The organism is Kothea flammea, assembly GCF_052161645.1.
GTDB lineage: Bacteria > Planctomycetota > Planctomycetia > Pirellulales > Pirellulaceae > Laterigemmans.
Window position 1 is genome coordinate 2765583 of sequence record NZ_CP197414.1, and the last position, 24548, is coordinate 2790130.

20 protein-coding genes are annotated in these 24548 nt (G+C 55.2%); 9 read left to right on the forward strand and 11 right to left on the reverse strand.

The annotated features are described in order from the left end of the window. The first annotated feature begins 114 nt into the window (after positions 1 to 114). Complete coding sequence (locus SH139x_RS10410; protein ID WP_488355179.1) at positions 115 to 1254, forward strand: helix-turn-helix domain-containing protein; 1140 nt, start codon at positions 115 to 117, stop codon at positions 1252 to 1254. Here the strand turns inward: SH139x_RS10410 and SH139x_RS10415 are convergent. From SH139x_RS10415 to SH139x_RS10430, 4 genes are all read right to left on the reverse strand, one after another. After that, on the reverse strand, positions 1200 to 2537 hold the full coding sequence (locus tag SH139x_RS10415; RefSeq protein ID WP_488355180.1) for a hypothetical protein: 1338 nt from the start codon (positions 2535 to 2537) through the stop codon (positions 1200 to 1202). The genes SH139x_RS10410 and SH139x_RS10415 overlap by 55 nt on opposite strands. Further along, on the reverse strand, positions 2512 to 4002 hold the full coding sequence (locus SH139x_RS10420) for a phage portal protein (RefSeq protein WP_488355181.1): 1491 nt from the start codon (positions 4000 to 4002) through the stop codon (positions 2512 to 2514). The genes SH139x_RS10415 and SH139x_RS10420 overlap by 26 nt, the downstream gene beginning before the upstream one ends. A 120-nt stretch (positions 4003 to 4122) precedes the next feature. Beyond that, a complete protein-coding gene (locus SH139x_RS10425) occupies positions 4123 to 4320 on the reverse strand; it encodes a hypothetical protein (RefSeq protein WP_488355182.1) in 198 nt (65 codons plus the stop codon). A gap of 36 nt (positions 4321 to 4356) precedes the next feature. Continuing rightward, positions 4357 to 4527: a hypothetical protein gene (locus SH139x_RS10430; RefSeq protein ID WP_488355183.1), complete on the reverse strand. Its 171-nt coding sequence runs from the start codon at positions 4525 to 4527 to the stop codon at positions 4357 to 4359. Positions 4528 to 4859: 332 nt separating this feature from the next. Here SH139x_RS10430 and SH139x_RS10435 point away from each other — a divergent pair, with 332 nt between their 5' ends. Next, the gene (locus tag SH139x_RS10435) at positions 4860 to 5621 is read left to right on the forward strand and encodes a class I SAM-dependent methyltransferase (protein ID WP_488355184.1); all 762 of its coding nucleotides are present in this window, start codon (positions 4860 to 4862) and stop codon (positions 5619 to 5621) included. Between the two features lie 132 nt (positions 5622 to 5753). Here SH139x_RS10435 and SH139x_RS10440 read toward each other — a convergent pair whose 3' ends face one another. The 5 genes from SH139x_RS10440 to SH139x_RS10460 form a co-directional block, all read right to left on the reverse strand. Then, complete coding sequence (locus SH139x_RS10440) at positions 5754 to 7358, reverse strand: prolyl oligopeptidase family serine peptidase (protein ID WP_488355185.1); 1605 nt, start codon at positions 7356 to 7358, stop codon at positions 5754 to 5756. Between the two features lie 103 nt (positions 7359 to 7461). Continuing rightward, positions 7462 to 8802, reverse strand: a complete 1341-nt coding sequence (locus SH139x_RS10445; protein WP_488355186.1) for a DUF1552 domain-containing protein — start codon at positions 8800 to 8802, stop codon at positions 7462 to 7464. A 20-nt stretch (positions 8803 to 8822) separates the two neighbouring features. Then, positions 8823 to 12407: a DUF1592 domain-containing protein gene (locus tag SH139x_RS10450; protein ID WP_488355187.1), complete on the reverse strand. Its 3585-nt coding sequence runs from the start codon at positions 12405 to 12407 to the stop codon at positions 8823 to 8825. Positions 12408 to 12409: 2 nt separating this feature from the next. Continuing rightward, positions 12410 to 14029, reverse strand: a complete 1620-nt coding sequence (locus tag SH139x_RS10455; RefSeq protein ID WP_488355188.1) for a M56 family metallopeptidase — start codon at positions 14027 to 14029, stop codon at positions 12410 to 12412. Next, on the reverse strand, positions 14022 to 14402 hold the full coding sequence (locus tag SH139x_RS10460; protein ID WP_488355189.1) for a BlaI/MecI/CopY family transcriptional regulator: 381 nt from the start codon (positions 14400 to 14402) through the stop codon (positions 14022 to 14024). The genes SH139x_RS10455 and SH139x_RS10460 overlap by 8 nt, the downstream gene beginning before the upstream one ends. Before the next feature lie 631 nt (positions 14403 to 15033). Between SH139x_RS10460 and SH139x_RS10465 the strand changes: the two genes are divergently transcribed. The 7 genes from SH139x_RS10465 (at position 15034) to SH139x_RS10495 (ending at position 20648) form a co-directional block, all read left to right on the forward strand. Further along, on the forward strand, positions 15034 to 15231 hold the full coding sequence (locus SH139x_RS10465) for a hypothetical protein (protein WP_488355190.1): 198 nt from the start codon (positions 15034 to 15036) through the stop codon (positions 15229 to 15231). 155 nt (positions 15232 to 15386) lie between these two features. Continuing rightward, complete coding sequence (locus SH139x_RS10470) at positions 15387 to 15584, forward strand: hypothetical protein (RefSeq protein ID WP_488355191.1); 198 nt, start codon at positions 15387 to 15389, stop codon at positions 15582 to 15584. A gap of 127 nt (positions 15585 to 15711) precedes the next feature. After that, positions 15712 to 17214: a phage portal protein gene (locus tag SH139x_RS10475; protein WP_488355192.1), complete on the forward strand. Its 1503-nt coding sequence runs from the start codon at positions 15712 to 15714 to the stop codon at positions 17212 to 17214. After that, positions 17183 to 19207 (forward strand): phage major capsid protein, encoded by a 2025-nt coding sequence (locus SH139x_RS10480; protein ID WP_488355193.1) that lies wholly within the window; start codon positions 17183 to 17185, stop codon positions 19205 to 19207. Before SH139x_RS10475 ends, SH139x_RS10480 begins: the two co-directional genes overlap by 32 nt. Positions 19208 to 19311: 104 nt before the next feature. Then, positions 19312 to 19641, forward strand: coding sequence for a DUF2190 family protein (locus SH139x_RS10485; protein WP_488355194.1), 330 nt, complete (start codon positions 19312 to 19314; stop codon positions 19639 to 19641). Between the two features lie 9 nt (positions 19642 to 19650). Further along, positions 19651 to 20001, forward strand: a complete 351-nt coding sequence (locus SH139x_RS10490; RefSeq protein WP_488355195.1) for a capsid cement protein — start codon at positions 19651 to 19653, stop codon at positions 19999 to 20001. 44 nt (positions 20002 to 20045) lie between these two features. Then, positions 20046 to 20648 (forward strand): hypothetical protein, encoded by a 603-nt coding sequence (locus SH139x_RS10495; protein WP_488355196.1) that lies wholly within the window; start codon positions 20046 to 20048, stop codon positions 20646 to 20648. Between the two features lie 462 nt (positions 20649 to 21110). On the opposite strand, the gene SH139x_RS10500 is transcribed toward SH139x_RS10495, so the two are convergent. After that, complete coding sequence (locus SH139x_RS10500; RefSeq protein WP_488355197.1) at positions 21111 to 21908, reverse strand: hypothetical protein; 798 nt, start codon at positions 21906 to 21908, stop codon at positions 21111 to 21113. 293 nt (positions 21909 to 22201) lie between these two features. Beyond that, entirely contained in the window at positions 22202 to 24529 is a 2328-nt protein-coding gene (locus tag SH139x_RS10505; RefSeq protein ID WP_488355198.1) for a DEAD/DEAH box helicase, read from the reverse strand. Between the last annotated feature and the right edge of the window lie 19 nt (positions 24530 to 24548).

Consider the following 24548-nt stretch of genomic DNA (forward strand, 5'->3'; position numbering starts at 1 on the left):
AGACCTGAGGAAGAAGAAGGGAATGGGGGTATAGGTTCAGGACATAGGTGGCGCCGCGGGTTCAGGACATAGGTAACACTTTAGGGTAAACACAGAGTCCAAGGAGACTTTGTGATGCCTTGGAAAGAAATTAGTGTTATGAACGTCAGAACCGAATTTGTCCTTCGAGTTTTCGAGGCAAAAGTACCATTTAACGACCTGTGCAAGGAGTTCGGCATTAGCCGAAAAACTGGTTATAAGTGGAAGGATAGGTTTCTTCAGCAAGGATTGACGGGGCTAAGCGACCAATCGAGGCGGCCTACTGGTAGTCCGCAACAGCTTGGTGAAAACAGTGTATGCAACATCGTAAAACTCAAGTTGGCGCATCCTAGTTGGGGGCCACGTAAAATACGAATGGTATTTGCGAGGTCTTTTCCTGACTGCGAATTGCCATCAGATAGCACCTTTAAACGAGTCCTAGATAATGCTGGACTTGTCGAGCGAAAAACACGTCGACCAAGTAACGAATCTGGACGTATTACCAACAGGATTGAGGCCAAGCGACCGAACCATGTGTGGACGGTCGATTTCAAAGGATGGTGGCGTACAAGTGACAAGAGTCGATTCGAACCGCTGACGATTCGAGATCTGTACAGTCGTTTTGTTTTATGTACTCAATCGCTATCGGACAACAAGAGTGATTCAGTGAAAACAGCTTTTGAAAATATGTTTTCAAAGTATGGTCTACCTGAAGTCATACGCAGCGACAATGGTAGCCCATTTGCAGCGTCAAACTCACCAATGGGGCTTAGTCGATTATCGGCTTGGTGGTTAGCACTGGGGATTGATTTAGATCGTATTCCGCCAGCTCGTCCAGACCAGAACGGCTCGCACGAGAGGATGCACCGCGATATTGCATTAGAGGTCGAAAAGAAAAGCGCGTCGGATTCCAAAACCCAACAAAGTGCTCTAGATGTATGGAGAAACACGTACAATTATGAACGTCCTCACGAGGCGATTGCCATGCAAGTCCCCGCCGATCTCTACACAAACTCCACGCGAAGTTTCGATTCCACACCGATCGAACTGGACTATCCGATTGATTATCTCAAGCGAAAGGTAATGAACGGAGGATCAATTAAAATTGAAAACATTCGAGTCAATGTGTCAGTTGCGTTAAAGGGATGGCACGTAGGACTCAAGCTAGAATCCGAAGAACGTTACGGACTGTGGTTCAGCCGTTTAAGACTAGGCGATAACGGGCGACCTCTTTGAAGTCGGTGACCGTTCCGACGCTGCACAGATCGAACGCTGCGATCGGCGTGTTCTGGGTAAGCGGCCAGCAACGTCTTGTTCATGACGTTTTCCATGATGCTCGGCAAGCTCATGGAACTGAAACCGGCGCGGATCGTTGCCGTGCCGTCGCCGAAGACGCGAGGCACATCGATCCCTTCGCTGCGAGCACATTCGGCGACGAGCTCACGCAAGCCGATGTGCCGAAGCGGATCGGCGGCGTTGAGCGTCTTTTCACCATAGCTGGCCAGCAACGATTTCTCTTCGATGCCAACCGACAGACACGCTGCAGCTTCGAGGATTTCGCGATTGTATCGCGGTGAGTGATGCGTTTGGTCGGGAGCTTTGGGGCGTTCGCTTCGCAGCACGGCGAGTTCCGTTTTGGTGATGGACCAGCCTTGCTCGATGGCGTCGGCTTCGATGGTTGGATGGTTCCCCGCACAGAGCTTGCGGATGCCGGCGATGCGGCGAGATTCCGCAGCGGCTTCGGATCGCATCTGCTCGACTGGCGAGGCTTGCTTCGGTTCCGTTTTCGTTTTGGTGGTCATGTTCAGACTCGCATTGACAGGTTCGAGATCGTCCGTGGTTTCGGTGTCGTCACCGGTATCATCCGTCTCGTCACCGTCAACCATCCCAGCGGCCACGCGGGCTTCGGTGTTGTCGTCGGCACCGAGGGCCACGAAGGAGACTTCGCCGAGGGTGGACTTGCGGGCGATGTAGACCGGACCTTGATGATCGCGGCCGTTTGCCTTCGCGGTCTTGCCTTCGGGAATGAAGACAACCTTGTCGGCACTCGCACCGAGAGACGCCTGCCAGGGGAATCCGTTCTCGCTGGTCGCGATGACTTCTTGGGCTGTGACCCCGACACCACTGATGACGCCGGCGACCTGCAGCGATTTGTCGGTGATCGTGATGTCGTCGGTGTGGCCAACGATGCTGCCGCGATCATGGTCCTTCAGGATCGGTCGCGACTTGCGAGTCACACGCATGCCGGCCAAGTCAACGACGACCGGATAAGGCCAGCCGCCCAGTCGCATCGCTCCGCCGGTGTACGCGGTCATCGAGAATTTGCGAAGCGCCGGCTTGTCGTCGCCTTCGACTGGTGGATCGGCGGCGGCGAGCGTGATCGTCGCTGCGTCATCGCAAACGATACGCAGCGAACTGGGGACGTTGTTAGTCTTGAGTCCGGAGTCTTGAGTCTGGAGGGAATCCTCCTCGCTACAGACTACAGACTGATGGCTACGGACTGGTGTTGTCTTCGGCATGGTCTTCCGTGACTTCGGGTTCGGATGAAGAATCAGTTTCGTCGGACTCGATCGTTAGACCGAGGTCTCGCATCAGTGCGATCTCTTTGGCACGTTGTTTAAGTTCCGTCTCCCAATCACGCCCCTGCCGCGCAAATTCGATAGCCAGAGTTGTCGTATGACTGGCGAGACGGATTTTTTGTGCGTTGGCTTCCTTGGCCGGATCGACGTGCTCGTGCCCGTCCCAGAACCATTGGTGCTCGAAGGTTGAATCGAGCGTGCGAAGCGAGTTGGGCAGGTAGCCCTCGATGAGGATGGCTTCGCGGAGCCACGCTTTCAGAATGCGATCGAGCACCACGCGGGCGAGTTGCGTTTGCTCGACACGAATTGATTTGAAATAGGTTTGGTGATCGAGCCGACCGCTGGCGTAGTTGTATCCGCTCGAATTACCAGCGGCGACATTGAACGGCATGTTCAAACAACGAGCGATTTCGTTGAGGATTTCCTTCTTGAACTCGGCGTATGTCGTCGACGGTTGCTCCGACTTCATCTGAGCCATCTTCCAGCCGCCCGGCATCGTCAACAGCATTCGCTTTTCAAGTTCGATTGGCTCGAACGGTTCAGCCGCATCGGCTTCGCCATTGGCCGGCGCGTCTGTGTAAAGGATGCCAGCGAACTCAGCGGCCGTTTCGGCGGCGGCGAGAACAGCTAATGTGAATCGGCGAAGTTGAGCAAAGAGCGGTAGTGCCGGCGTGATGTCGGGGATACCGCGAATCTGTCCCGGCCGATCGCAGCGAAAGTAGTGCAGCACTGAAGCGGCCGGCACTGTGTCGTATTCGTCATCAACTACGAAGAACCCATCACCCGGATGTTGCCGCAGCACGTCGTACGCGATCGGATTCCCGTCGGCATCAAACCGGATGCCATCCAAGTAACGGCGCGTGTCGGGAACCAACGTTGGCGTGGCGACTTGATCCGCTTCGATCAAACGCAGGTCGAGGTTCACCGGCGTATCCAGTCGTTCGTTGCTAGTCAGCAACCCAAACGCCTCGCCATCGGAAACGCGAGCAAGTCGCATGGTTCGCAGTTTTTCTGCGAGACCGATCGCTTCGCACCAACCAAAGAATTCATATTCAACGAAGCGGTTGGCTGCATCATCGCCGGTCAACATTTGCAACCGTGGACCGGTGCCGACCACATCATTGGCGAGCGTTAGCGTGATGCCGCGAGCGTAGCTGTTGTTGGCGACTTCGTATCGCGAGCGGTTTCGTAGCGTGCGCCGCACATCAGGCGAGTTCGCGGTCGCGGCCGACAACCCGTCCGCACGCGACCAATGTTTGTAATTATCGAGTGTCGTGTTGGCGGCGTCGTACTTGGCCCGCAAACGCGAAAAGAAGGGCTGCCGGGGCGAGCGTCCAGAGGCGGCGGGCAAGGTTGCCGATCCGCCGCGCAATTGCTCGATAATCCCTGACAAACGTTTCAGCATCCGTGCTGTTCCCTGTTGCCGTCCCCGGCAGCCCTTGTAGAAGTCTGTAGTCTTGAGTCTGCAGTCTGTAGGCGAGATCAGAATCCTCCGGACTCCGGTCTCCAGCCTCTCGCCTGCCTGTTAGCCAGCCGATGGCGGAACGATCTTGTTGAAGCGGAGTCCGCGATGCGGTTTCGCCACGGCCTTCTTGGCAGCGAGATGTTTGTCGGCCGCGATCTGATCGGTCAGCTTGTGCTGTTCCACGGACCCCGCATCACCGGATGCCTTCGCAGGCCCGGCAGCGTTCTCGCGAATCTGATCTTGAAGGTCATTTGGCATTTCACTTAACTCCGAAAAACGATTGCCCTCCCTTTCTTAGTTATGCGATCTATCGCATCGGTGTCCCAAACTCTTCTCGCGTTTTTCCACAAGTTGACCAATCACGAGGCTTCTCATTCCGGTCAGCCGATACGGTTCAACGTCTTGATGAAAGATCAACCAGCCGACGGCGTTCTCGCGAATCTGCTCATCCAAATCGTCTGGCATGTTCGGGTCTCAAAGGCATTGGTCGTTCTCAGGTTACCTATGCCGTGATTCCGCAAACGTGTCAGCCGAAATGGAATTTCTTTGTTAACTTTTCGGTGTTGGCTGGACGTGCGACGCCGAATATGCTCGGAGTAGCACTCCAGCAGCCATGTTTTGTGGCGCCTCAAAGCAATAACTCAGTCTAGATTTCGTCGATTTCCTCGATTGCGGATGGAAACGAGCAGAAAGCATCTCCACCTGTTCGCCAGCTGGTAGTCAGGGATAATCACACGACCTGAGATATTTCTACAGCCGGTTTGTTGCTCAACAGGAGTCACGCAAAGGACTATACGATGGACGAGCAAACTCTATTCAGCCTAATGGTGGACCTGCACCGGGACGGATTGCGTCAAGGACCTGGAAGCGATGACGAGACATGTCGGGCCCTTAAATTGACTCAGCTCGACCAGGCTGCACCAATCTCGATTGCCGACATCGGTTGCGGTACAGGTGCTTCGACGTTGGTACTCGCTAAGGAACTACCCGATGCAAAGATCTGTGCTGTCGATTTGTTTCCTGAATTTCTCGAAACCTTGATGGACAAGGCTCGGGACGCTGGGTGCGCTGAACGAATCGAGACCCTGGCAGCTTCGATGGATGCCCTTCCATTTGAAACCGAATCTCTAGATCTTATTTGGTCAGAAGGTGCCATCTACAACATTGGCTTTCGCAATGGTGCCGAGTTATGGCGACCTTACCTACGTCCAGGTGGCGTAATGGCAGTCTCGGAGATCACGTGGCTGCGCCCCGATCCACCAGCAGAAATCCTAGAGCACTGGAACGCCGAATATCCCGAGATAGCAACGGCTCCCGAAAAGATTGCAACTCTTGAGTCGGCGGGCTATGACCTGATGGGCTACTTCGTACTTCCATCAAGCTGCTGGCTCGACAACTACTACGAACCAACGGCCCGTCGCATCCCAGATTTTTTAGCGCGTCACAGCGATGGCCCGGAGGCGATGCAGGTCGTAGAGATGGAGCGTCAGGAGAGCGAGCAATATCGACAATACCAGGATTGGTTCAGCTACGGATTCTATGTTGTACGTAAGCGATAACTAGACGCTCTAACGAGGCTGTTTCTCAATGCAAACGGATGGCCGGTTCTTGTCGCAACGCTATTAATCGTTTCCTATTCGTGGATGAAGTTAGCCCCCCCTGCACGCATCGAGCAGACTGGACTGCACGATTTACCTTGCCAGGTGCTTTTGACAGAACTCCAACTGGAGCTCCAGCCACGTCTTGCCTTTTTCCACGGTGGGAAGCTTGTTGCGTCCTCCGCCGAATGCAACGCACGGGATGCCCAGTTCCTGGGCTTTGTCTCGCAACATGATCGCTGCCCGCGGCGGGTGAATTCGATCGCTGGGTTTGGCATCCGAGTAGATGAAGATCGGAGCTTCGCCTTTGTCCATGAATCGCAAAGCGAATTCCTCGGTCCCTCTCGGTTGCATGATGCTAATCACGACGGCGGGGCGTGAACTTTGTCGGCTGATCACGTCGCTGGCCGACGGATCCGCGAAGTTGTCGTGGTAGGCCAGGAACTCGCTGATCAGAGCTCCGGCTGATACGCCGCCGCAGCACAGTCTGTGCGTGTCAATGTTCCAATCCGTCGCTTTTGAGCGGACAAACTGCACTGCCCGTGCGCAGTGACGAGCGATTTCAAGGTGGTCGATGTCGTCGCTAAGAAAGGGATAGTTGCAGGACACGACAGCGTAACCTGCGTTCCGGTACGCCTGGAGCATGGAGCGTCGGTTCTTTTCCAACTGGCTTTTATCGCCATCTCGAAATCCGCCGGGGTGAAACCAGATCAGAACCGGGGCAGGCTCGTCGCTCGTCGCGTCGCTTCGTTGGGCAGGCCAGAAGTCGAGTACGTTTCGTTCGTGCTTCGTGTCGTACGCGATGTCACATTGTGGTGCAGCGTCGTCGGAGACCTTGCTGAAGAACTTCCAGATCACCTCCGCGACTTCGTTTCCCAACTCGCGCTTGCCAGGAACTTTGTGCCCAAAATTCTTGATCTTATAGTGCCATACCTCGTTTCCGTTGACTCCATCTTTGTAATGGTGTGCTTTCGTTTGGTCAGAAATTTGGATGACATCTTCGGTGCTGGTTTGGTTGAGTTTGCGCCAGAACTCCATTATTGCATCCTGATCTGGCGCGCCGCCCCATCCGCCATTCTTCGACATGCTGCCATTGTAAGGCACGATTTCATCATCCAAACCCGAGATTTGCAAAATCGGTACAGGTCGCATCACATCACGATGTTCCCAGTTATGGCCACTCATGGTGCCAATCACCGACGCGGCGGCTTTGAATACATCTGGTTTCTCTGCGACCAGCGTGTAACTCATGAAACCGCCGTTGGAAACTCCGCAAACAAAGGTTCTGCTTTTGTTGAGCGAGTGCTTTTTGTGCAGGTCAGAGGCGAGTGCCGAGAGGAAGCCAATGTCGTCAGTCTTGCTGATCTTCAGTCGAGCGTTCCAGTGAGGGATCCCTTCTCGGTCCTCAGCCCCTTGCGGATAACAGACGGCAAATCCGTTGTCATCGGCCAGACGATTCATGACAGGATCCACGTAATCCCTGGCGTCGCCGTGATACCCATGGAGCACGAATACCAGAGGCGAATTATCCTGGAGCTGCTGAGGGACGTGGAGCAGATACTTTCGCTTCACGTTGTTGTGCATGAACTCGATGAACTGTCCGACATCAGGCTGCTCAGCGAGCAGATTCGTGCCTGCCCACGGCATCACGAAAAGAAGGGCGATCAGGTATGCACTGGCAGTGTTACGTTTTGTCATTTTTTCTTCGTGAGCGGCATGGCACTAGCCGCCGATTTGTTGACAGATTTGTTGCATGGTCTGTTTGTTGATTGCACGGGACCGGTGGCTAGCGCCAGACCGCTCACAGTGACAACGGCGAACGACTTTCGGCGAACTGTTCCAAAGGTAAGCCCAGGTGTTGGAGCATCGCAAGGTGAAGGTCGGACATCGACGTATCCTTTCGATCACCAAGTCGCCGACCTTGTTTGATCGTGCTCCCGCCACCGGCCAACAGCACGGGGAGATCTTTCTCCCCATGCTCGTGTCCATCGGAAATGCTTGATCCGTAAACGATCATCGTCTGGTCGAGCAACGATCCATGCTGGTCCTTGATTGCTTGCAAACGTCCAAGCAGATACGCGACCTGTTCTGTATGCCACGCGTTAACGCGGTCATACATTGTCCGCTTTTCGTCACGAGTCGACCACGACGTCATCCCATCGTCGTCTTCCGTTTTGCCGCTGATGTCTTTCCAGTGAGACAACGCATGCCATGTTCCGTTGACTCCATCAATAAAGTTGAAGTAACGATTGCTCTGCCCATGATCCATCATGAACGTACAGACTCGGGTGGCATCGGCCCAAAAAGCGAGAGCGATCATGTCCATCATGGTCCGCATGTACTCGCCGTGATCATCGGGGATGCCGCCGCTTGGGCGAACAAGTGACTCCAGCAGACCGGGCGTTTGACTGGCCCGCAGTTTTTGCTGTTCCGCGAAGGCGATTCGTTTTTCGATGGCGTGGATGGAATCCAGGTATTCGTCGAGCTTTCTTTGATCGTCCGAACTGACGCGGCGCTTCAAGCGTCTGGCATCTTCCAGCACAAGATCGGTGACGCTGCGACTGCCCAGGCCTGATTCACCCGCACGAAACATTCGGTCGAAGACGGCTCGCGGTTCGATGTCTCGCGGAGCAGGCGTGGCGGCATCCACCCAGGAAATCGTATTTCGTGGCAGACTGCTTGTAAAAATCCCTTCGCCGCGTGACGACAGTTCGAGCGACGGCAGCAGAGTCTGATTTTGAAAGTGGCGTGCGGCGATCTGATCGACGGAGGCTCCGCCCGCGTCAAGTTTTTCTCCGTCGAAGGAACCACCCGTAAGCCACGTCGCAGTGCCAGCAACATGGCCGTTTCCGCGAGGCGTCCACATGTTGCGGAACACCGTCAGATTATCACGATAGGGCTCAAGGGATGCCATCGAGCGATTCAGTTTTAGCAACCTCCCACGATCATCCACCTCCTCCGGTTGCCAACCTCCTTGGGAGACACCGTTCGGAATGTACAGATAGGCGAGTCGCATCAGCGGCCGCTGCTGTTCCCCTGCTCGAAGGTTGGTGCCTGACATCACATCGAGGAGTGGAAGCGACACCCCAGCGCCAAGGCCCCGAAGCATCGTCCGTCGAGAGATATGCCATTTTTTTGTCATTGAATTTCCTGGCTTGTCAATTACAGTTGCTTCTTTTGAAACGAATCACTTCGAATAATCGCGTGGATCAAGGTTTGCAACTTGCGGCCGTCTGCTGCCAGCTCCGTCGTTAATTCCCGCACGGTCGCTTCATCGTAGTATTCTAATTGCCTTCCGAGTGCGTACGCCAGCATCTTGCGAATCAACTGTTCTGCCAGGTCACTGCTGCGCTCGCTCACCAACGTGCTCGACAGCCCCATAAGACCACGAAATGAAGTTCCGTCCGGGAGCTGGCCGACGGAATCCACGGGCCTGCCACGTTGCTCCGGTCGATATCTGCCGAACCACTCGAACTCTTCCAGTGCGAATCCCAGAGGATCGATCTGGCTATGGCATGCGTAACAATTCGGATTGGTGCGGTGTAATTCCAGCTTCTGTCTTTGTGAGAGACGTTCGTTTTCGGCAACACGCTCACTGAACTCGCTGGCGCTGGGCGGCGGTGGAGGCGGTGGCGTGCCGAGCAGCGTCGTAAGAATCCAGTTGCCACGCATGACAGGGCTTGTGCGACCTGGCAGCGACGTCGTGGCTAGGATGCTGCCATGACCGAGAACTCCCCGCCGTGGCGTTTCACGCACGCTCACTTCTCGCAGCTCGGAACCGCTCACACCTTCGATACCGTAGTGGTTTGCGAGTTCTTCGTTGACGAACGTGAAATCGGCGTCCAGTAGCCTGTCGATCGAGGCGTTTTGCTGCACTAGCGAATGGAACAGCAGTGCCGATTCGCTTTTCATCGCTGCCACCAAAGTGTCCGTGGCCCAGGGATTGTCGATTTGATCTCGCTGGACACGATCCAGCTCCGCAAACCCCAGCCACTGAGCCGCGAACAAACTGCCAAGCGATTCCGACTTGGAGTCCCTTAACATGCGTTCGATTTGCTGTGCGAGCACGGTCGGTTCATGCAATCGGCCAGAGCGTGCCAACTCGAACAGTTCGTCATCCGGCATCGACGCCCAAAGGAAATACGACAAACGGCTGGCCAGTTCCCAGTCGGAAACGCGAACCGCTTTCGATTGTGAGCGGCTCGGCGTCAGCCGCAGGTTCTGTTGCGGCGCGTCACCCGCGGCTGGCGCCGTCGGCTCAGTCGACAATTCAGGCGCCGTTTCAGAACGAATCAGGAAGTTGGGCGATATCAGGATCACCTGCAGAACTTCACGAATTGCGACCTCTGGCGAATCGCCCTGGCCACGGCGATGTCGATAGTGGGTCATCAGGGAATCGACTTCATCCTTCTCAAGCGGTCGGCGATAGGCCCGCCCTGCAAATTGGACAACAGCTCTTTGTGCTGCGTCTTCGTCCTCAAAATTCGACACGCCCTCAAATAGTCGCTTCAGTGCCGCTTTCTGTTCGATCGCCGTCGGCTCAAGGGGCCATGCTGCCTGCACGATCGACTCGGCAGCACCAACGTATCGCTCCAGAGTCACCGGCTGAATGAAGAGACTGTTCGCGCTGTTTTCGAAACCGCTTGATGCCGTCAGGTCCGTTGGAAAGCGATCGGCCGGCCGAAGGTCAATTCCAACCAGATCCCGCACAGTGTTGTTGTATTCGTCGTGGGTTAGTCGCTTGGCGGGTACGACTCCTGCCCGTCTCACAGTTGTGTAGTCAAAGTTTTCAATTCGATCAGTCAGCCAACCAATCATTGCACGTCGATCGGCGTCCGATGGTTGTTCGGCATCGGTGGGTGGCATAGATCGTACTTTAAGCTGTTCGATGACGTTGACCCAGTGAGTTCGATTGATCACCAGTGGCTGTTGCGCCACAAGCTGCTCAAGATTAAGATCGCCACTTGCGTTCCCGGAATCGTGACAATCGAAGCATGCGGTTTTTAGACGTGGCAGGATTTCAGAGGCGAAATCGAGTTTCGCTGCATCGCTGATCTCGACGTTTGTCAATTGAATTGATGACGGAAGATTGAGTGCCGCATTGTTCGGCTTCTTCTGCTCGTCGCGACCGTCGGCACCGATTTCCCCCAGCTCCGTTTCCAGCTCGCGAATTTTTTCCTCGTCGCTTTCCTCGCGAGCTTCGAGGAGTTCGAAGCGAAGTTGCAGGATTTCACGCCGACGCTCAAACGCTCGCTCCATCTGTTCGAACTCGCCTTCAAGTTCCTCGGCCGCTTCTTCGTCCTCTTCGATCCACACTTCAGTGAATCTCTCTGCCAGACGATTTCCGGCGTCGAGCATCTTGAGCAGTGAGTCCGCTTCGACAGCCAGCTCGTTCTGCTCCGGCGGAAATTCAAACGCGAGTTCTTCGAGACCCATCCGCCGTTCCAGAATTTCCAGCCGGATGTTCGTAACCTCCATCCGTGATTCGGTTTCGTGCAGCATCTTTTCGAGGCGTTGGATCTGCTGCTCATCGTCCTCCGCGTCATCGATTCCTTTCTCTGCCGCCTCGATTGTCACATGCAACTTCTTGAGTTCGCGCAGCAACTTGAGTTGTTCATCCATGAGATCACCAAGCCGTTTGAATCGCCGGTGTTCTCGTTTTGTTTCCTTGATTCGTTCATTGAGTTCTCGGGTTTCCTCGTTAACTTCCTCTTTAGCTGCATCTTCCGCGAGCGACACTGTGAGCGGCACGGCGCTAGTCGCTGGTTCATCCGGATCGGGTTCGTTCTCTTCTGCTTTGTTAGCGGCGGGGGACCGGTGGCTAGCGCCATTCAGTCTACCCTTATCGAGAAACTCCAGCAGCAGTTTTTCGCTGATGCCGTGTGTGGCGCCGTGCCCTTCATTGATCACTTTGTAATGAACGACGTCGCCATCCAGATAGCTGAAGACTTCGGCGTTCTCGATGGTCCTGGTTGGTCGTGATAGCTGTTCTCCCTCGTAACCCATTTGGCGAGCCCACAAGAACGTCGACTCTTCGGCGTCAACGAACGCCAGCTTGCCGTCTTTGGCTGGAATCACGTTCGAAGGACCGCCGTGATAGGGAACCAGCCTGTCTTTCACGCCTGAGATATTCAGCAGTCGCTTGCCTTTTGCAGGGCTGGCTACGTTGCGGTAGTTGTTATCATCGCCCTTCGCCTTGAAATGCTTACCGTCGTATTGCCACACGTTGAGCTGGCTGACGCCACTGATGTAACTGCGGATGTTGGGTAACCTGCTTTCAATCGCCAGTTGGTTCACCAGCGCCGCACCGTTGGATGCACCCATGATCGTGAAGTTGTTGGGATCCACATTTTCGAATGTGGCCAGCTTCAGCACGATTGATTCGATGAAGCGAAGATCGTCTGCTTTGGAACGCTCCGAAACAATATTCCAGCTCTCGCGATAGCCCTGGGGAAACACCAGGATGTAACGCGAAGCGATCTTCCCGCGCCCGCGAATAAACCCACGCATCGCTTCCGGCGCGTTGCCGCCATTGCCGTGAAGGAAAACCAGGACGGGAAGTTTCCGCTGCTTGTCCTGAGCATCCGGGACACGGACATGGTAGGGCCGCTCAAACGACTCCTCCTGTGACCACGACTGGGTGACGTGGTATTCACCGGACTTCAGGGTTTCGCGTTTCGGATCTTGCTGCGCGTGCGCCGTTTGCGCAGCCAACAACGTCGTGATGCAAGCGAGCCACTTCACCATTTTTATTCCTCTTCCTCATCGTCGTGACGTTCCTTTTCGAACATCTCCCGTCGCAGATCAATCAGTTTTTCCTCCGCTTCTTCTTCGGAGATCTTTCCGGCTTCGTGAGCCTCCTTGATTTGGCGAGCTGCTTGCTCATAGCGACGCTTCTTCGCCTCCAGTTCGCGTCTTTCGGCGCTCCTGTGGCGATCCTGCTCGAACATCTCACGTCGAACGGCGATCAGCTTCTCCTCGCCTTCCTCCTCAGTAAGCTTGCCAGCTTCGATGGCTGTTTTGATCTCTTTCATGTACAGCATGTAGCGTTGTTTCTTTGCTTCGATTTCGCCGAGCTCTCGGTCGTTCTGTAGGCCCGCTTCGAACATCTCACGCCGAACAGCGGCGAGCTTCATTTCAGCTTCTTCTTCAGTAAGCTTGCCTGCTTCGGCGGCTTCCTTAATGTCGTTCATAAACCTTTGATATCGTTCTTTTCTCGCTCCCACCTCGCGGTCCCCAGCGGAAGAGCTCCGCAGTGCCTCCATCATCAGGTTTGCCTGCTCCAGGGAAAGTTCACCAGCCTCGACCGCACCTTCCAGGCGACGCTCGACGGCTTCGAAGTCCTGGGCGTAAACAAATCCCAATGGAAACAAACACATTGCCATGGCCATCACGGCTGTTCGCAGAGCGGCAGGCGCGGTCCAGGTTTTTTCACTCATCATCACTTTTAACCTTCTCTCAAAACTTCCGCCGCTGTTAATTGCACTGGCCATAACCGGCGGACGGATCTCCGGCGAGGTCAACAGTTCTGCCATGTTCAGCAAAGAGTTCGCGTATTGATTCACTTCAGATTTCGAGGTTTGCAGCACGAGCTGGTCGCAAGCCATCTCTTCAGAACTTCTTAGTTGTTGGCGAGCCCACCACATGATCGGATTCCACCAGAATGTGACGAGAGCGAGCCACTCCAGCCAGCGGAACCAGTGGTCGCGCCGCTTAATGTGAGCCATCTCGTGAGTGATGATCAAACGAAGATCTTCCTGATCCAGCTCCTGCGTTGCCCGCGACGAAACGACGATGATGCCGCGCCCCGCCATCCACCAGACAAACGGTGCCACGTTGGCGGAAGTCACAAGGATGTTGGGAGCCTTTCGCAAACCGAATTGACGAGAAACGCTTGATGCCAGTCCCCGACTGAGTTCCGGATGCACACGCGCGGTCGCCACTAGCAACCAATGGAATTGAAGAATACGAACAGCAGAAACAGCAAACAGGATCGCGCTCACCACCATCCAAACGACGAGGCTAAGCCGAGCGGCAGAACGATTCGCACCTGTCGTAGCGGAAGTCGTCAAGTCATTCGGTGACCTGTCGACACTGCCGAAATTCTTGTCGCGTATTGCGCCGGGGCCGACATCGTAATTTGTGACCAGGCCAGCACTGGCCGGGATATTGGAGCCTGCGACGCTTGGGACGATCAGGGCAGGAATGGCCACGATCGGAGGCGTCACCAATTTGATCAGCACGACAGCCCAAAGGAGATTCATTAGCCCGGGCGAAGCAATTTTCCGCTGCACCATCCATGCGATGGCTGCCAGGATCGTGGACACCAGGAGGTTACTGAGCGTCGCTGCGACAAGATAATCAACCACGTTTTTGGGCCTCCTCCAACACCTTTCGCAGGCGCCGAATCTCGGCCTTATCGAGTTTATCGGTCTCCAGCAAATGAGTCAGAAGCGGCGCGATGGAACCACCCGTCAGTTTCTCTGCCAACGATTCCAGTTGCCGTCCACCGTAGGCTTCGCGGCTTAAAGTTGGCGAAAACAACTGCACCCCCAAACTGCGGTCACGACTGACAAAGCCTTTCTCTTCAAGGCTCTGTAAAAGTCGCTGCACCGTCCCATGCTGTGACTTTTCTGAGTCGTCATAGAGCCGTTCACGAATCTGCCGTGCGGTCAGCGGGTTCGTTTCCCAAAGCAACTCCATCAGTGAGATTTCCGCGTTGGTAAGTCGCTGAATTGCCATTAAAACTCCTTTGCAGCCATCGGATACGTCGTCGCACCGTAAATATACGGCATGTTGCCGTATCCTGCAAGGCAGAGGAAATGTCCGCTCAGAGAAGAAAAGGTACGGAGAAGAAAAGGTACGCGGACTCCTTTTTTTGGATTTTGGAGAGTTGTTTTATTGCACCGGTGGCCGACACCGGGTGATCTCGGTTGGCAGTTCAATGGGTTTAGGCACTCTGTACACGCTGGTTCAGCAACGCAATCTCGGAAGCTTGGTTTCTCGTAGCCTTCTCGCAGTGTTGACGATGCGTCATTGGCGCTCGCTGTGACCAATATCGCACGGTCGCTGAGAAAGTCACCGCGAAGTACATCGTCCGCACCGAAGGCCGAGGCCAGACCGTCGACGAACGAAAAGCACGCCCCGAACACTCCGACAACCACTGGCTCGTCGACTCCGCCGTCGTAGCTTCGATGCAGGGGACCTCGTTGTGCGGCACCCATCAACCATCTGCGTCAAAGCGTGAGCGGATCACCATCCAAGATCTTTAATGACGAGAGAAAAATTGACCAAAAGTTTTTGCTTAGTCGTCACGTTTGCGGAATCACGGCATAGGTAACCTGAGAGCGACCAATGCCTTTGAGACCCGAACATGCCAGACAATCTAGTTGACCAAATTCGCGAGAACGCTGAGGGGCCTGCGAAGGCGTCCGGTGATGCGGGGTCGATTGAACAGCACAAGCTGACCGATCAGATCGCGGCCGACAAACATCTCGCTGCAAAGAAGGCCGTTGCGAAACCGCATCGCGGACTCCGCTTCAACATGATTGTGCCGCCTTCGGCTGGCTGATCTTTCACCAAGACCTTGAACCGTATCGGCTGACCGGAATGAGAAGCCTCGATATTGGTCAGCGTGTGGGAAAACGCGAGAAGAGTTTGGGACACCGATGCGACAGATCGCATAACTAAGAAAGGGAGGGCAATCGTTTTTCGGGGTTAAGTGAAATGCCAGAAGACCTTCAAGATCAGATTCGCGAGAACGCCGCTGGACCTGCTAAAGCGTCTGGCGATGCGGGATCGGTGGAGCAGCACAAGCTGACCGATCAAATCGCGGCCGACAAACATCTCGCTGCCAAGAAGGCCGTGGCGAAACCGCATCGCGGTCTTCGCTTCAACAAGATCGTGCCGCCTTCGGCTGGATAGCGATTAGGCGGGAGGCTAGAGGCTAGAGGCTGGAGAGCGGATGAATCCGAACTCGTCTCAAGACTGCAGACTCAGGATTACAGACTTCTTCAAGGGCTGCCGGGGACGGCAACGGGAAATAGCACGGATGTTTTTCCGAGGACGCTTGTCAGGGATTATCGAGCAATTGCGCGGCGGATCGGCAACCTTGCCCGCCGCCTCTGGACGCTCGCCCCGGCAGCCCTTCTTTTCGCGTTTGCGGGCCAAGTACGACGCCGCCAACACGACACTCGATAATTACAAACATTGGTCGCGTGCGGACGGGTTGTCGGCCGCGACCGCGAACTCGCCTGATGTGCGGCGCACGCTACGAAACCGCTCGCGATACGAAGTCGCCAACAACAGCTACGCTCGCGGCATCACGCTAACGCTCGCCAATGATGTGGTCGGCACCGGTCCACGGTTGCAAATGTTGACCGGCGATGATGCAGCCAACCGCTTCGTTGAATATGAATTCTTTGGTTGGTGCGAAGCGATCGGTCTCGCAGAAAAACTGCGAACCATGCGACTTGCTCGCGTTTCCGATGGCGAGGCGTTTGGGTTGCTGACTAGCAACGAACGACTGGATACGCCGGTGAACCTCGACCTGCGTTTGATCGAAGCGGATCAAGTCGCCACGCCAACGTTGGTTCCCGACACGCGCCGTTACTTGGATGGCATCCGGTTTGATGCCGACGGGAATCCGATCGCGTACGACGTGCTGCGGCAACATCCGGGTGATGGGTTCTTCGTAGTTGATGACGAATACGACACAGTGCCGGCCGCTTCAGTGCTGCACTACTTTCGCTGCGATCGGCCGGGACAGATTCGCGGTATCCCCGACATCACGCCGGCACTACCGCTCTTTGCTCAACTTCGCCGATTCACATTAGCTGTTCTCGCCGCCGCCGAAACGGCCGCTGAGTTCGCTGGCATCCTTTACACAGACGCGCCGGCCAATGGCGAAGCCGATGCGGCTGAACCGTTCGAGCCAATCGAACTTGAAAAGCGAATGCTGTTGACGATGCCGGGCGGCTGGAAGATGGCTCAGATGAAGTCGGAGCAACCGTCGACGACATACGCCGAGTTCAAGAAGGAAATCCTCAACGAAATCGCTCGTTGTTTGAACATGCCGTTCAATGTCGCCGCTGGTAATTCGAGCGGATACAACTACGCCAGCGGTCGGCTCGATCACCAAACCTATTTCAAATCAATTCGTGTCGAGCAAACGCAACTCGCCCGCGTGGTGCTCGATCGCATTCTGAAAGCGTGGCTCCGCGAAGCCATCCTCATCGAGGGCTACCTGCCCAACTCGCTTCGCACGCTCGATTCAACCTTCGAGCACCAATGGTTCTGGGACGGGCACGAGCACGTCGATCCGGCCAAGGAAGCCAACGCACAAAAAATCCGTCTCGCCAGTCATACGACAACTCTGGCTATCGAATTTGCGCGGCAGGGGCGTGATTGGGAGACGGAACTTAAACAACGTGCCAAAGAGATCGCACTGATGCGAGACCTCGGTCTAACGATCGAGTCCGACGAAACTGATTCTTCATCCGAACCCGAAGTCACGGAAGACCATGCCGAAGACGCTGAACAACGAACCGCTTGAAGCCGAAGCCGAATCCGTCCCCAGTTCGCTGCGTATCGTTTGCGATGACGCAGCGACGATCACGCTCGCCGCCGCCGATCCACCAGTCGAAGGCGACGACAAGCCGGCGCTTCGCAAATTCTCGATGACCGCGTACACCGGCGGAGCGATGCGACTGGGCGGCTGGCCTTATCCGGTCGTCGTTGACTTGGCCGGCATGCGTGTGACTCGCAAGTCGCGACCGATCCTGAAGGACCATGATCGCGGCAGCATCGTTGGCCACACCGACGACATCACGATCACCGACAAATCGCTGCAGGTCGCCGGCGTCATCAGTGGTGTCGGGGTCACAGCCCAAGAAGTCATCGCGACCAGCGAGAACGGATTCCCCTGGCAGGCGTCTCTCGGTGCGAGTGCCGACAAGGTTGTCTTCATTCCCGAAGGCAAGACCGCGAAGGCAAACGGCCGCGATCATCAAGGTCCGGTCTACATCGCCCGCAAGTCCACCCTCGGCGAAGTCTCCTTCGTCGCTCTCGGTGCCGACGACAACACCGAAGCCCGAGTGGCCGCAGGGATGGTCGACGGCGACGAGACGGATGACGCCGGCGACGACACCGAAACCACGGACGATCTCGAACCTGTCAACGCAAGTCTGAACATGACCACCAAAACGAAAACGGAACCAAAGCAAGCCTCGCCAGTCGAGCAGATGCGAGCCGAAGCCGCTGCGGAATCACGCCGCATCGCCGGCATCCGCAAGCTCTGTGCGGGCAACCATCCAACCATCGAGGCCGACGCCATCGAGCAAGGCTGGTCCATTACCAAAACGGAACTCGCCGTGCTGCGAAGCGAACGTCCCAAAGCTCCCGACCAAACGCATCACTCACCGCGATACAATCGCGAGATCCTCGAAGCCGCTGCGTGTCTGTCGGTTGGCATCGAAGAGAAATCGTTGCTGGCCAGCTATGGTGAAAAGACGCTCAACGCCGCCGATCCGCTTCGACACATCGGCTTGCGTGAGCTCGTCGCCGAATGTGCTCGCAGCGAAGGGATCGACGTTCCCCGAGTCTTCGGCGATGGCACGGCAACGATCCGCGCCGGTTTCAGTTCCATGAGCTTGCCGAGCATCATGGAGAACGTCATGAACAAGACGTTGCTGGCCGCCTATCAAAACACGCCGATCGCCGCGTTCGATCTTTGCAGCGTCGGAACGGTCACCGACTTCAAAGAAGTCGCCCGTTATCGATTGCTCGGTACCGGCGGCTTTGAACAAGTCGCAGCCGACGGCGAACTCAAACACGGCAAGCTGTCGGACCAGAAGTACAGCAACAAGGCCGACACTTACGGTCAAATCCTCACGCTGACTCGTCACGACATCATCAACGATGATTTGTCTGCGTTCATGGACATCCCTCGCCAAATGGGACGCAGTGGTGCCGAGTCGATCGACGACTTGTTCTTCACGCTGCTGCTCAAGAACGCTGGCTTCTTCTCGTCAGCCAATGCGAACTTGCTGCAAGGAGCCGACACCAAGTTCGGCCCCGATGCACTGACCGTTGCAAAGACCACCTTCCGCAAGCAGAAGGCTGGCCCTGGTGGCAAACCCAAGGACCAAAAGCCGATCAACATTCGGCCAGAGTACTTGGTGGTTCCGGTCGAACTCGAAACCGAAGCTGAACTCCTCATGGGCTCGGCCCAGTTGATGATCGACGCTCAAGGTTCGCCGACCAAGATCCCGGTCGATAACCCGCACCGCAACAAGTATCGCATCATCTCGACGCCGCACTTGTCGGATTCATATTACCAGGGTGCAAGTGCTGCGGCTTGGTATCTGTTCGCCAATCCGAACGTTCTCCCCGCGTTCGAGATCGTGTTCCTGAACGGCCGCCGCACGCCAATCATCGAGCGAGTCGAAATGCCGCCGAACACGCTCGGCATGGGTTTCCGATCGTACATCGACTTCGGTGTGAACAGCCAAGACCACCGCGCGGCCGTCAAGGTCGCTGGCGAATAGTCGGGAGTCTGTAGTCCGGAGTCTGTAGCAAAGCCTCCGGACGACGCCCCGATGTATCGCACTCTTCCTCAAGACTCCAGACTCAGGACTCCAGACTCAATCCTATGCAAGCTCAATACGTTCACGACGGCAAGCACGTCGACTTCACTCCCGACGTTGATGTTCCCGTTGGTTCCATCGTCATCCAAGGCGATCTGGTCGGAATCACCAAACGCGATCTCAAGGCCGACGTCCTCGGCTCGATCGCCGTCGAGGGCGTCTTCGACATCCCGAAGGATCCCGCCGATGCAGAAGTCTACACCGCCGGCCAGAAGGTCTACGCGACCAACGACGGCATCGTCACCGAAGTCGACGCCGGCACGTTTTACCTGGGCAAGGTCGTGGCCGATGCCGCCGCCACCGACAACTTCGTTCGCGTTCGCTTGAGCCAGTGATGAACCGCCGTGAGCAATCCAATCATCGCACCCGTCGGGGCGATCTACGTCCACGAGGGCGTGACGGTCCCGATCGTTCCTGAAACCGACATCGCCGCCGGTGACGTAGTTGTCCTCGGCCGGCTCGTCGGTGTCGCCAAGTTCGGCATCGCCGCCGGAGCCCGCGGCAGCATCACCGTTCAAGGCGTCTTTGAAATCGTCAAAGACCCAACCACCAACATCCCCGCCGGCACGATTCTTTACTGGTCCAAGATCAGCCACCACGTGATCAAGAACCAGTACGACCATTCGATGATCGGCATCTCCGTCGAAGACGCACCGCCCAGCACGCCGACCATCCGCGTGCGGTTGCTGCAGTAACGTCTCTCGCTTTCTTTCAAACACTCCCACGCAAGGATGCCAAGTTGCGAAATCTAATCTTCTCGTGCGCCCTCCTCGTCTGCACCGGTTGTTTGCCGGAACGTGATGTTCAAGTCCGACCGCTGCCGGCCCCGCCGCCTGAGCAACCGATCGCGAATCTTCCGCCGCAGCTCCATCAACGCAACTGGACTGGCCGGCTCAATCAAGGAAGTTGCGTTCACGCTTCGCTGGTCAACCACTTCCGTTGGCTCAACGAGTTTGAACTCGGTGAACGTTGGCGAGCGACTTACAGCGACGGTGAATGGGACACGCGATTGCGGGATCGACTTGACGCTGCTGGCATCGACTACAGCTACACGGTCAAAGCCGATCCGCGGTTCCTCGATTGGGCAAACGCAACGCGACGAGGCGCGATCCTGTGGTGGAAGCCAGCCCATTGCTGCACCTTCGTTGGTTGGGTCGAGCGAGATGGCCAGCAATACGCCGCGATCCTCGACAACAACTATCCCGGCCGTTTTGAGCTGACACCACGCGAACAATTCGTGCGTCTCTGGGCCGGCTATGGCGGATTCGCTCTCACCGTCCTCAATGACCCAGCGAGCTCACTGCCTTATCGCAGCTACGAGATCGTCGACGAGTCTCGCTGAACTCTCACAACCCAATCGCCAACAAATGCAATCTTTACTCAACGCATGGAGCAACGTGAAAAATATGAAGGATGAAATTCGGATCCGGCTCAGTGTCGGCCTGATCGTGGTCGCCGTACTCCACGCCGTGATGCTCGGCGCGGTCTTCACCGCATTGCATCGAAACCCCGAGCCGGAGCAAGACACCTCGTGGCAAGTCCCTCCGGCTACGCCCGTTCCCCAAGTCAGCCGATCAATCGAGAAGCTGCCCGAACCGACACAAGTGAATCTTGAGGCCCAAGGCGAACTGAAGCAACAGTACGGCAGCAATTGCCCGCCCTGTCGCCGCGTCACGCGGCCGACGTTTACGCCGTATCGCGTTGTCCCCACGATTCCGATCGTTCAGCCGACTTCGCAACCGATGGCCACACCGGCCCCGGCACGCGTAACCTACCCCACCGAGCCGACACCAGCGCGAGTAACCTATCCCACCGAACCAAAACCGACGGCACCGGCACCAGCGGCAGCTAAACCAACCACACCAACCAAACCCGCAGTCGGCGCACCGGTCGCACCAACCACGCCCGCCGCAACGCCAACACCAACCGCACCCGCCCCCAACGCCTCAGCACGTACATCAATTGCTTGCATATCGAAAACACGCTTATATAGGCGCCAGTAGTCAACCGGACGACGCAGGGATTTGCTCTCACGTTGAGAAACGGATCGAATGAACAAATTGAATGCCGCGATCTCTGGACTTTGAGCAAGACGCCGCAATCGAAGTCGTGCCCGTGCGATTGAATCCTCCGACACGCCCTCAAAGAAATCGTCGGGAAATGTTCCTTGTTCACACAGTTGAAAGAGCGACTCCGCTGAAACGCCGCTGTCAAAAGCTCGGAATACAACACGATCAACCTCACTTGCCTGACATTTGGCCTGCATTCTTAGTTCTGCGACAAGGTCTAATTTTCCATCCCAGACATCGCTCAATCGTCTCGTGTTGCCGCTTCCTCCTTCCACTTCGTCGAATAATACAACTTTCGGGCCACTGCTTGTGAAGAATGATTGCCTGCGGAAAGCAGTTGGCGAAACGTTGATCGTATTTGCTGCGACGCGGCAAAGCGCTGAGCCGAGACTGTCTATAACGCTTCGCTGCCACCCCCGCGTGTTGACCCATTCGCGACATTCGTTGAGAACAATATCTAACTCGTCGAGGTGAGCCTGGCTCCAATCCACGAGTTGCGTATCAATGAAGCCCAAATCTCGGTAAAGAGACAAATCATCACTTAACTGAGCTATGTTGTGACCTAGGGCATATGAATTCTGAGGCTCGCAAAACCGCAGCAGACTAACCAATCCATCAAGAGAGTAGATGCTTGGAAGTAAACCGCGCTCGACTATTAGTCGCTCCAGGGCCAGGTCCCTAAATCGTTGCCAGAAGACTCTCGCTCGGGGAGCTTCCTCGAACGATTCCCCGTCAATTGGGTGGAAATCGAACTCAAGAGCCTGCGTCTTCAGGGGAACTGTGGGAGCAATCGGACTTTCGCTTGTATTGTCCCAAAAGCGTAAGACTATCGGATTTTAAAACCTCCGGGTAGAAAACACTTGAGGGCAAACTCTGCAGGTTCGACATCAAGATGTCGGCCATTCGAATCAACTACATCGACAAAACGTCCGATCGGAACGGGGATCGTCGTCGAGGGCACGTAGACATCATCTACAATGAAATCTTGAGGCAGGAAACTGCAGAAGTCTACGACTTTTGTCTGCGGAAAGCGGGACTCCTCTCTCTTATTGGCGGCCTTCAACGCAGCTTGTAGCCATAAAACTGTGATAGGGTTTGGATCGTTGTCAGAATTCCGCAGACGATCAAGATAACGTGTTAAGTCATCTCGCTGCCAATCGAGAAAGAGTGAAACAGGTTTAATATCCTTCGGCGGTCTTTGGGGTTGCTCCAAAGCGGAGAAGTCAAGCGTTTTATTCCACACATCAAGCACCATCTTCTTTAATTTGTCCAAGAACTCGGTCAGTTCAGTTGTGCCCAAACCAAAACAATCTCGCAGCCACTTGCGAGCTTCTTGGGATGCACAAGCGTCCGCGATCTTCTTTATGTTCTTGATGTCGTACGCCCCAAGAAACTCACTGGGCTTTGACTGTGCGCAGAAATCGAGAAGCCCGCAAAATAGGTGCTGTTCGCGAATACTTGGATTCGATTCATCAAGGACTGATGCGATGTCCCTTGGGTTTTGATTGACGAGTTTTAAGTGATCCTGAAACCTGAAAACGTCGCCAAACGACTTGCCCAGCACAACCATCGTGATCGGGAAGTCTTTAACTCCACGCCCGCCACGCCCCTTTCTCTGAACAAATGACGAGACGCTTGGTGGCGCATGATACTGCCAAGTGGCAATGAGTTCAGGATGATCAAATCCGACCTCTAGCGCAGAAGTAGATACCAGAAGACGCCAGTTTTCTTGGTCTGCCTGATCCAAACGCTGGTCTGGGTTCGCCCACTGGCGACTACCGCTTCTATGTACCTGACTCAAAAGAGGCAACAGGTTTTCGGTGTTCGGCCTCGCCATTGCGTGCCAACATTCTCCATTTTCATATCGGTTACAGCGCTCGAGCAACGGGTGAGGTGGTTGCGTGCAATCCCGACTTTCGGATTTTGGACAATCCAGCAACGGCAAACTAAACCGCTCGTCCGGTCGAACGGTAAAACCACGGCCAGCAGCATGGTCGCGGATTCTGCCACGCTCTGATTCGACCGGAACGATGTAGGCCCGCTCCAATTCAACTAGATCAGTTGGTGCGAGTTCCAATTCGCAAAGCGGACAGCGAATCCGCATCTGATGAATACGCGAGTGTGCTACAGCGACCTTCAGCGGTTCAATGCCGTTGTCGTCTGATTCTTGCTGATGCAACGTTTTCCATTCCGCCGTGATCGCCTCGTTTAAATGCATCACGTATTTCAGCAAACGCTCTGCTTGATTATTGCAAAGGTCCACTCTCGGATAGAGTAGCAATGCAGTAAAGCCTTGGGTGTATTTTGTCTCGCCAATCAGCTTTCTCTCTTCGCGGACAAACAACCTGCAGGTAGCGAAGTACAACAAGGGGAGCAAAAATGCCTCAGTCTTTCCGAATCCCGTGCCTGCGGCAATTACTCGCCCTGATGTCGATTTATACTCGAACGAGTCTCTCAACAATCGACAAAACGACTTCGCTTGAAATAACGAAATTTTACCGTCTTCACCAAATGCGGCATCAAAGAATCGCTTAAAGCAAGACGATGCAAATTCGAGAACGTCATATTCAAAGGAAAGATCCTGGGGAGTGAGAAAACGTTCGTCCAACGCATCGAAGTCTAAATTCTCTATCTCGTCTTCAAGTCGCTTAATCAGCTCGTCAGCCGTGACATTCCGATGGGGACGTTCACGCTGTTCAACTTCTACTTTGAGCATATCCACCAACTCGGGCATGACCCCTTGCCGCTCGCGCGAATGCGTTCTTTGCTTGAGTCGTCGCAAGTAGTGAACAATTTCAAACGCACGACTTCGCGCTCGCTGACGATCTCCTACAAAGACGATGTCTCCTTCGGAATGCATTCGAACCATGAGGGAGTCAAACACTTGAGACCTGAATTGCTCGCTTTCGTATTCTGACAGTCCAAGATCGTTCTTCAGTTCGGGCCAAACATCGTTTTCGAACTTTCGCTTTACGTGCAACACGGAACCTAGAAGGTCACCACGGCCCGAGGCGAGTTTCCCTTGGCATTCAACGTCAAGCGTGTAAATGAGTGCCGAAATACAACCTGGGTAGCAATCCAGAATCAGCTGGACGACCCTTTGGGCGGATCCAAACAACTGCCTCCTGGTCTCCTTATTTTCTAAAGCAGTCATTTAACTATTCCTCCACCTC

Coding starts and splice junctions, on each gene's coding strand:
- SH139x_RS10410 (WP_488355179.1), top strand. CDS start 115: ATGCCTTGGAAAGAAATTAGTGTTATGAACGTCAGAACCGAATTTGTC.
- SH139x_RS10415 (WP_488355180.1), bottom strand. CDS start 2,537: ATGCCGAAGACAACACCAGTCCGTAGCCATCAGTCTGTAGTCTGTAGC.
- SH139x_RS10420 (WP_488355181.1), bottom strand. CDS start 4,002: ATGCTGAAACGTTTGTCAGGGATTATCGAGCAATTGCGCGGCGGATCG.
- SH139x_RS10425 (WP_488355182.1), bottom strand. CDS start 4,320: ATGCCAAATGACCTTCAAGATCAGATTCGCGAGAACGCTGCCGGGCCT.
- SH139x_RS10430 (WP_488355183.1), bottom strand. CDS start 4,527: ATGCCAGACGATTTGGATGAGCAGATTCGCGAGAACGCCGTCGGCTGG.
- SH139x_RS10435 (WP_488355184.1), top strand. CDS start 4,860: ATGGACGAGCAAACTCTATTCAGCCTAATGGTGGACCTGCACCGGGAC.
- SH139x_RS10440 (WP_488355185.1), bottom strand. CDS start 7,358: ATGACAAAACGTAACACTGCCAGTGCATACCTGATCGCCCTTCTTTTC.
- SH139x_RS10445 (WP_488355186.1), bottom strand. CDS start 8,802: ATGACAAAAAAATGGCATATCTCTCGACGGACGATGCTTCGGGGCCTT.
- SH139x_RS10450 (WP_488355187.1), bottom strand. CDS start 12,407: ATGGTGAAGTGGCTCGCTTGCATCACGACGTTGTTGGCTGCGCAAACG.
- SH139x_RS10460 (WP_488355189.1), bottom strand. CDS start 14,402: ATGGCAATTCAGCGACTTACCAACGCGGAAATCTCACTGATGGAGTTG.
- SH139x_RS10465 (WP_488355190.1), top strand. CDS start 15,034: ATGCCAGACAATCTAGTTGACCAAATTCGCGAGAACGCTGAGGGGCCT.
- SH139x_RS10470 (WP_488355191.1), top strand. CDS start 15,387: ATGCCAGAAGACCTTCAAGATCAGATTCGCGAGAACGCCGCTGGACCT.
- SH139x_RS10475 (WP_488355192.1), top strand. CDS start 15,712: ATGTTTTTCCGAGGACGCTTGTCAGGGATTATCGAGCAATTGCGCGGC.
- SH139x_RS10480 (WP_488355193.1), top strand. CDS start 17,183: ATGCCGAAGACGCTGAACAACGAACCGCTTGAAGCCGAAGCCGAATCC.
- SH139x_RS10485 (WP_488355194.1), top strand. CDS start 19,312: ATGCAAGCTCAATACGTTCACGACGGCAAGCACGTCGACTTCACTCCC.
- SH139x_RS10505 (WP_488355198.1), bottom strand. CDS start 24,529: ATGACTGCTTTAGAAAATAAGGAGACCAGGAGGCAGTTGTTTGGATCC.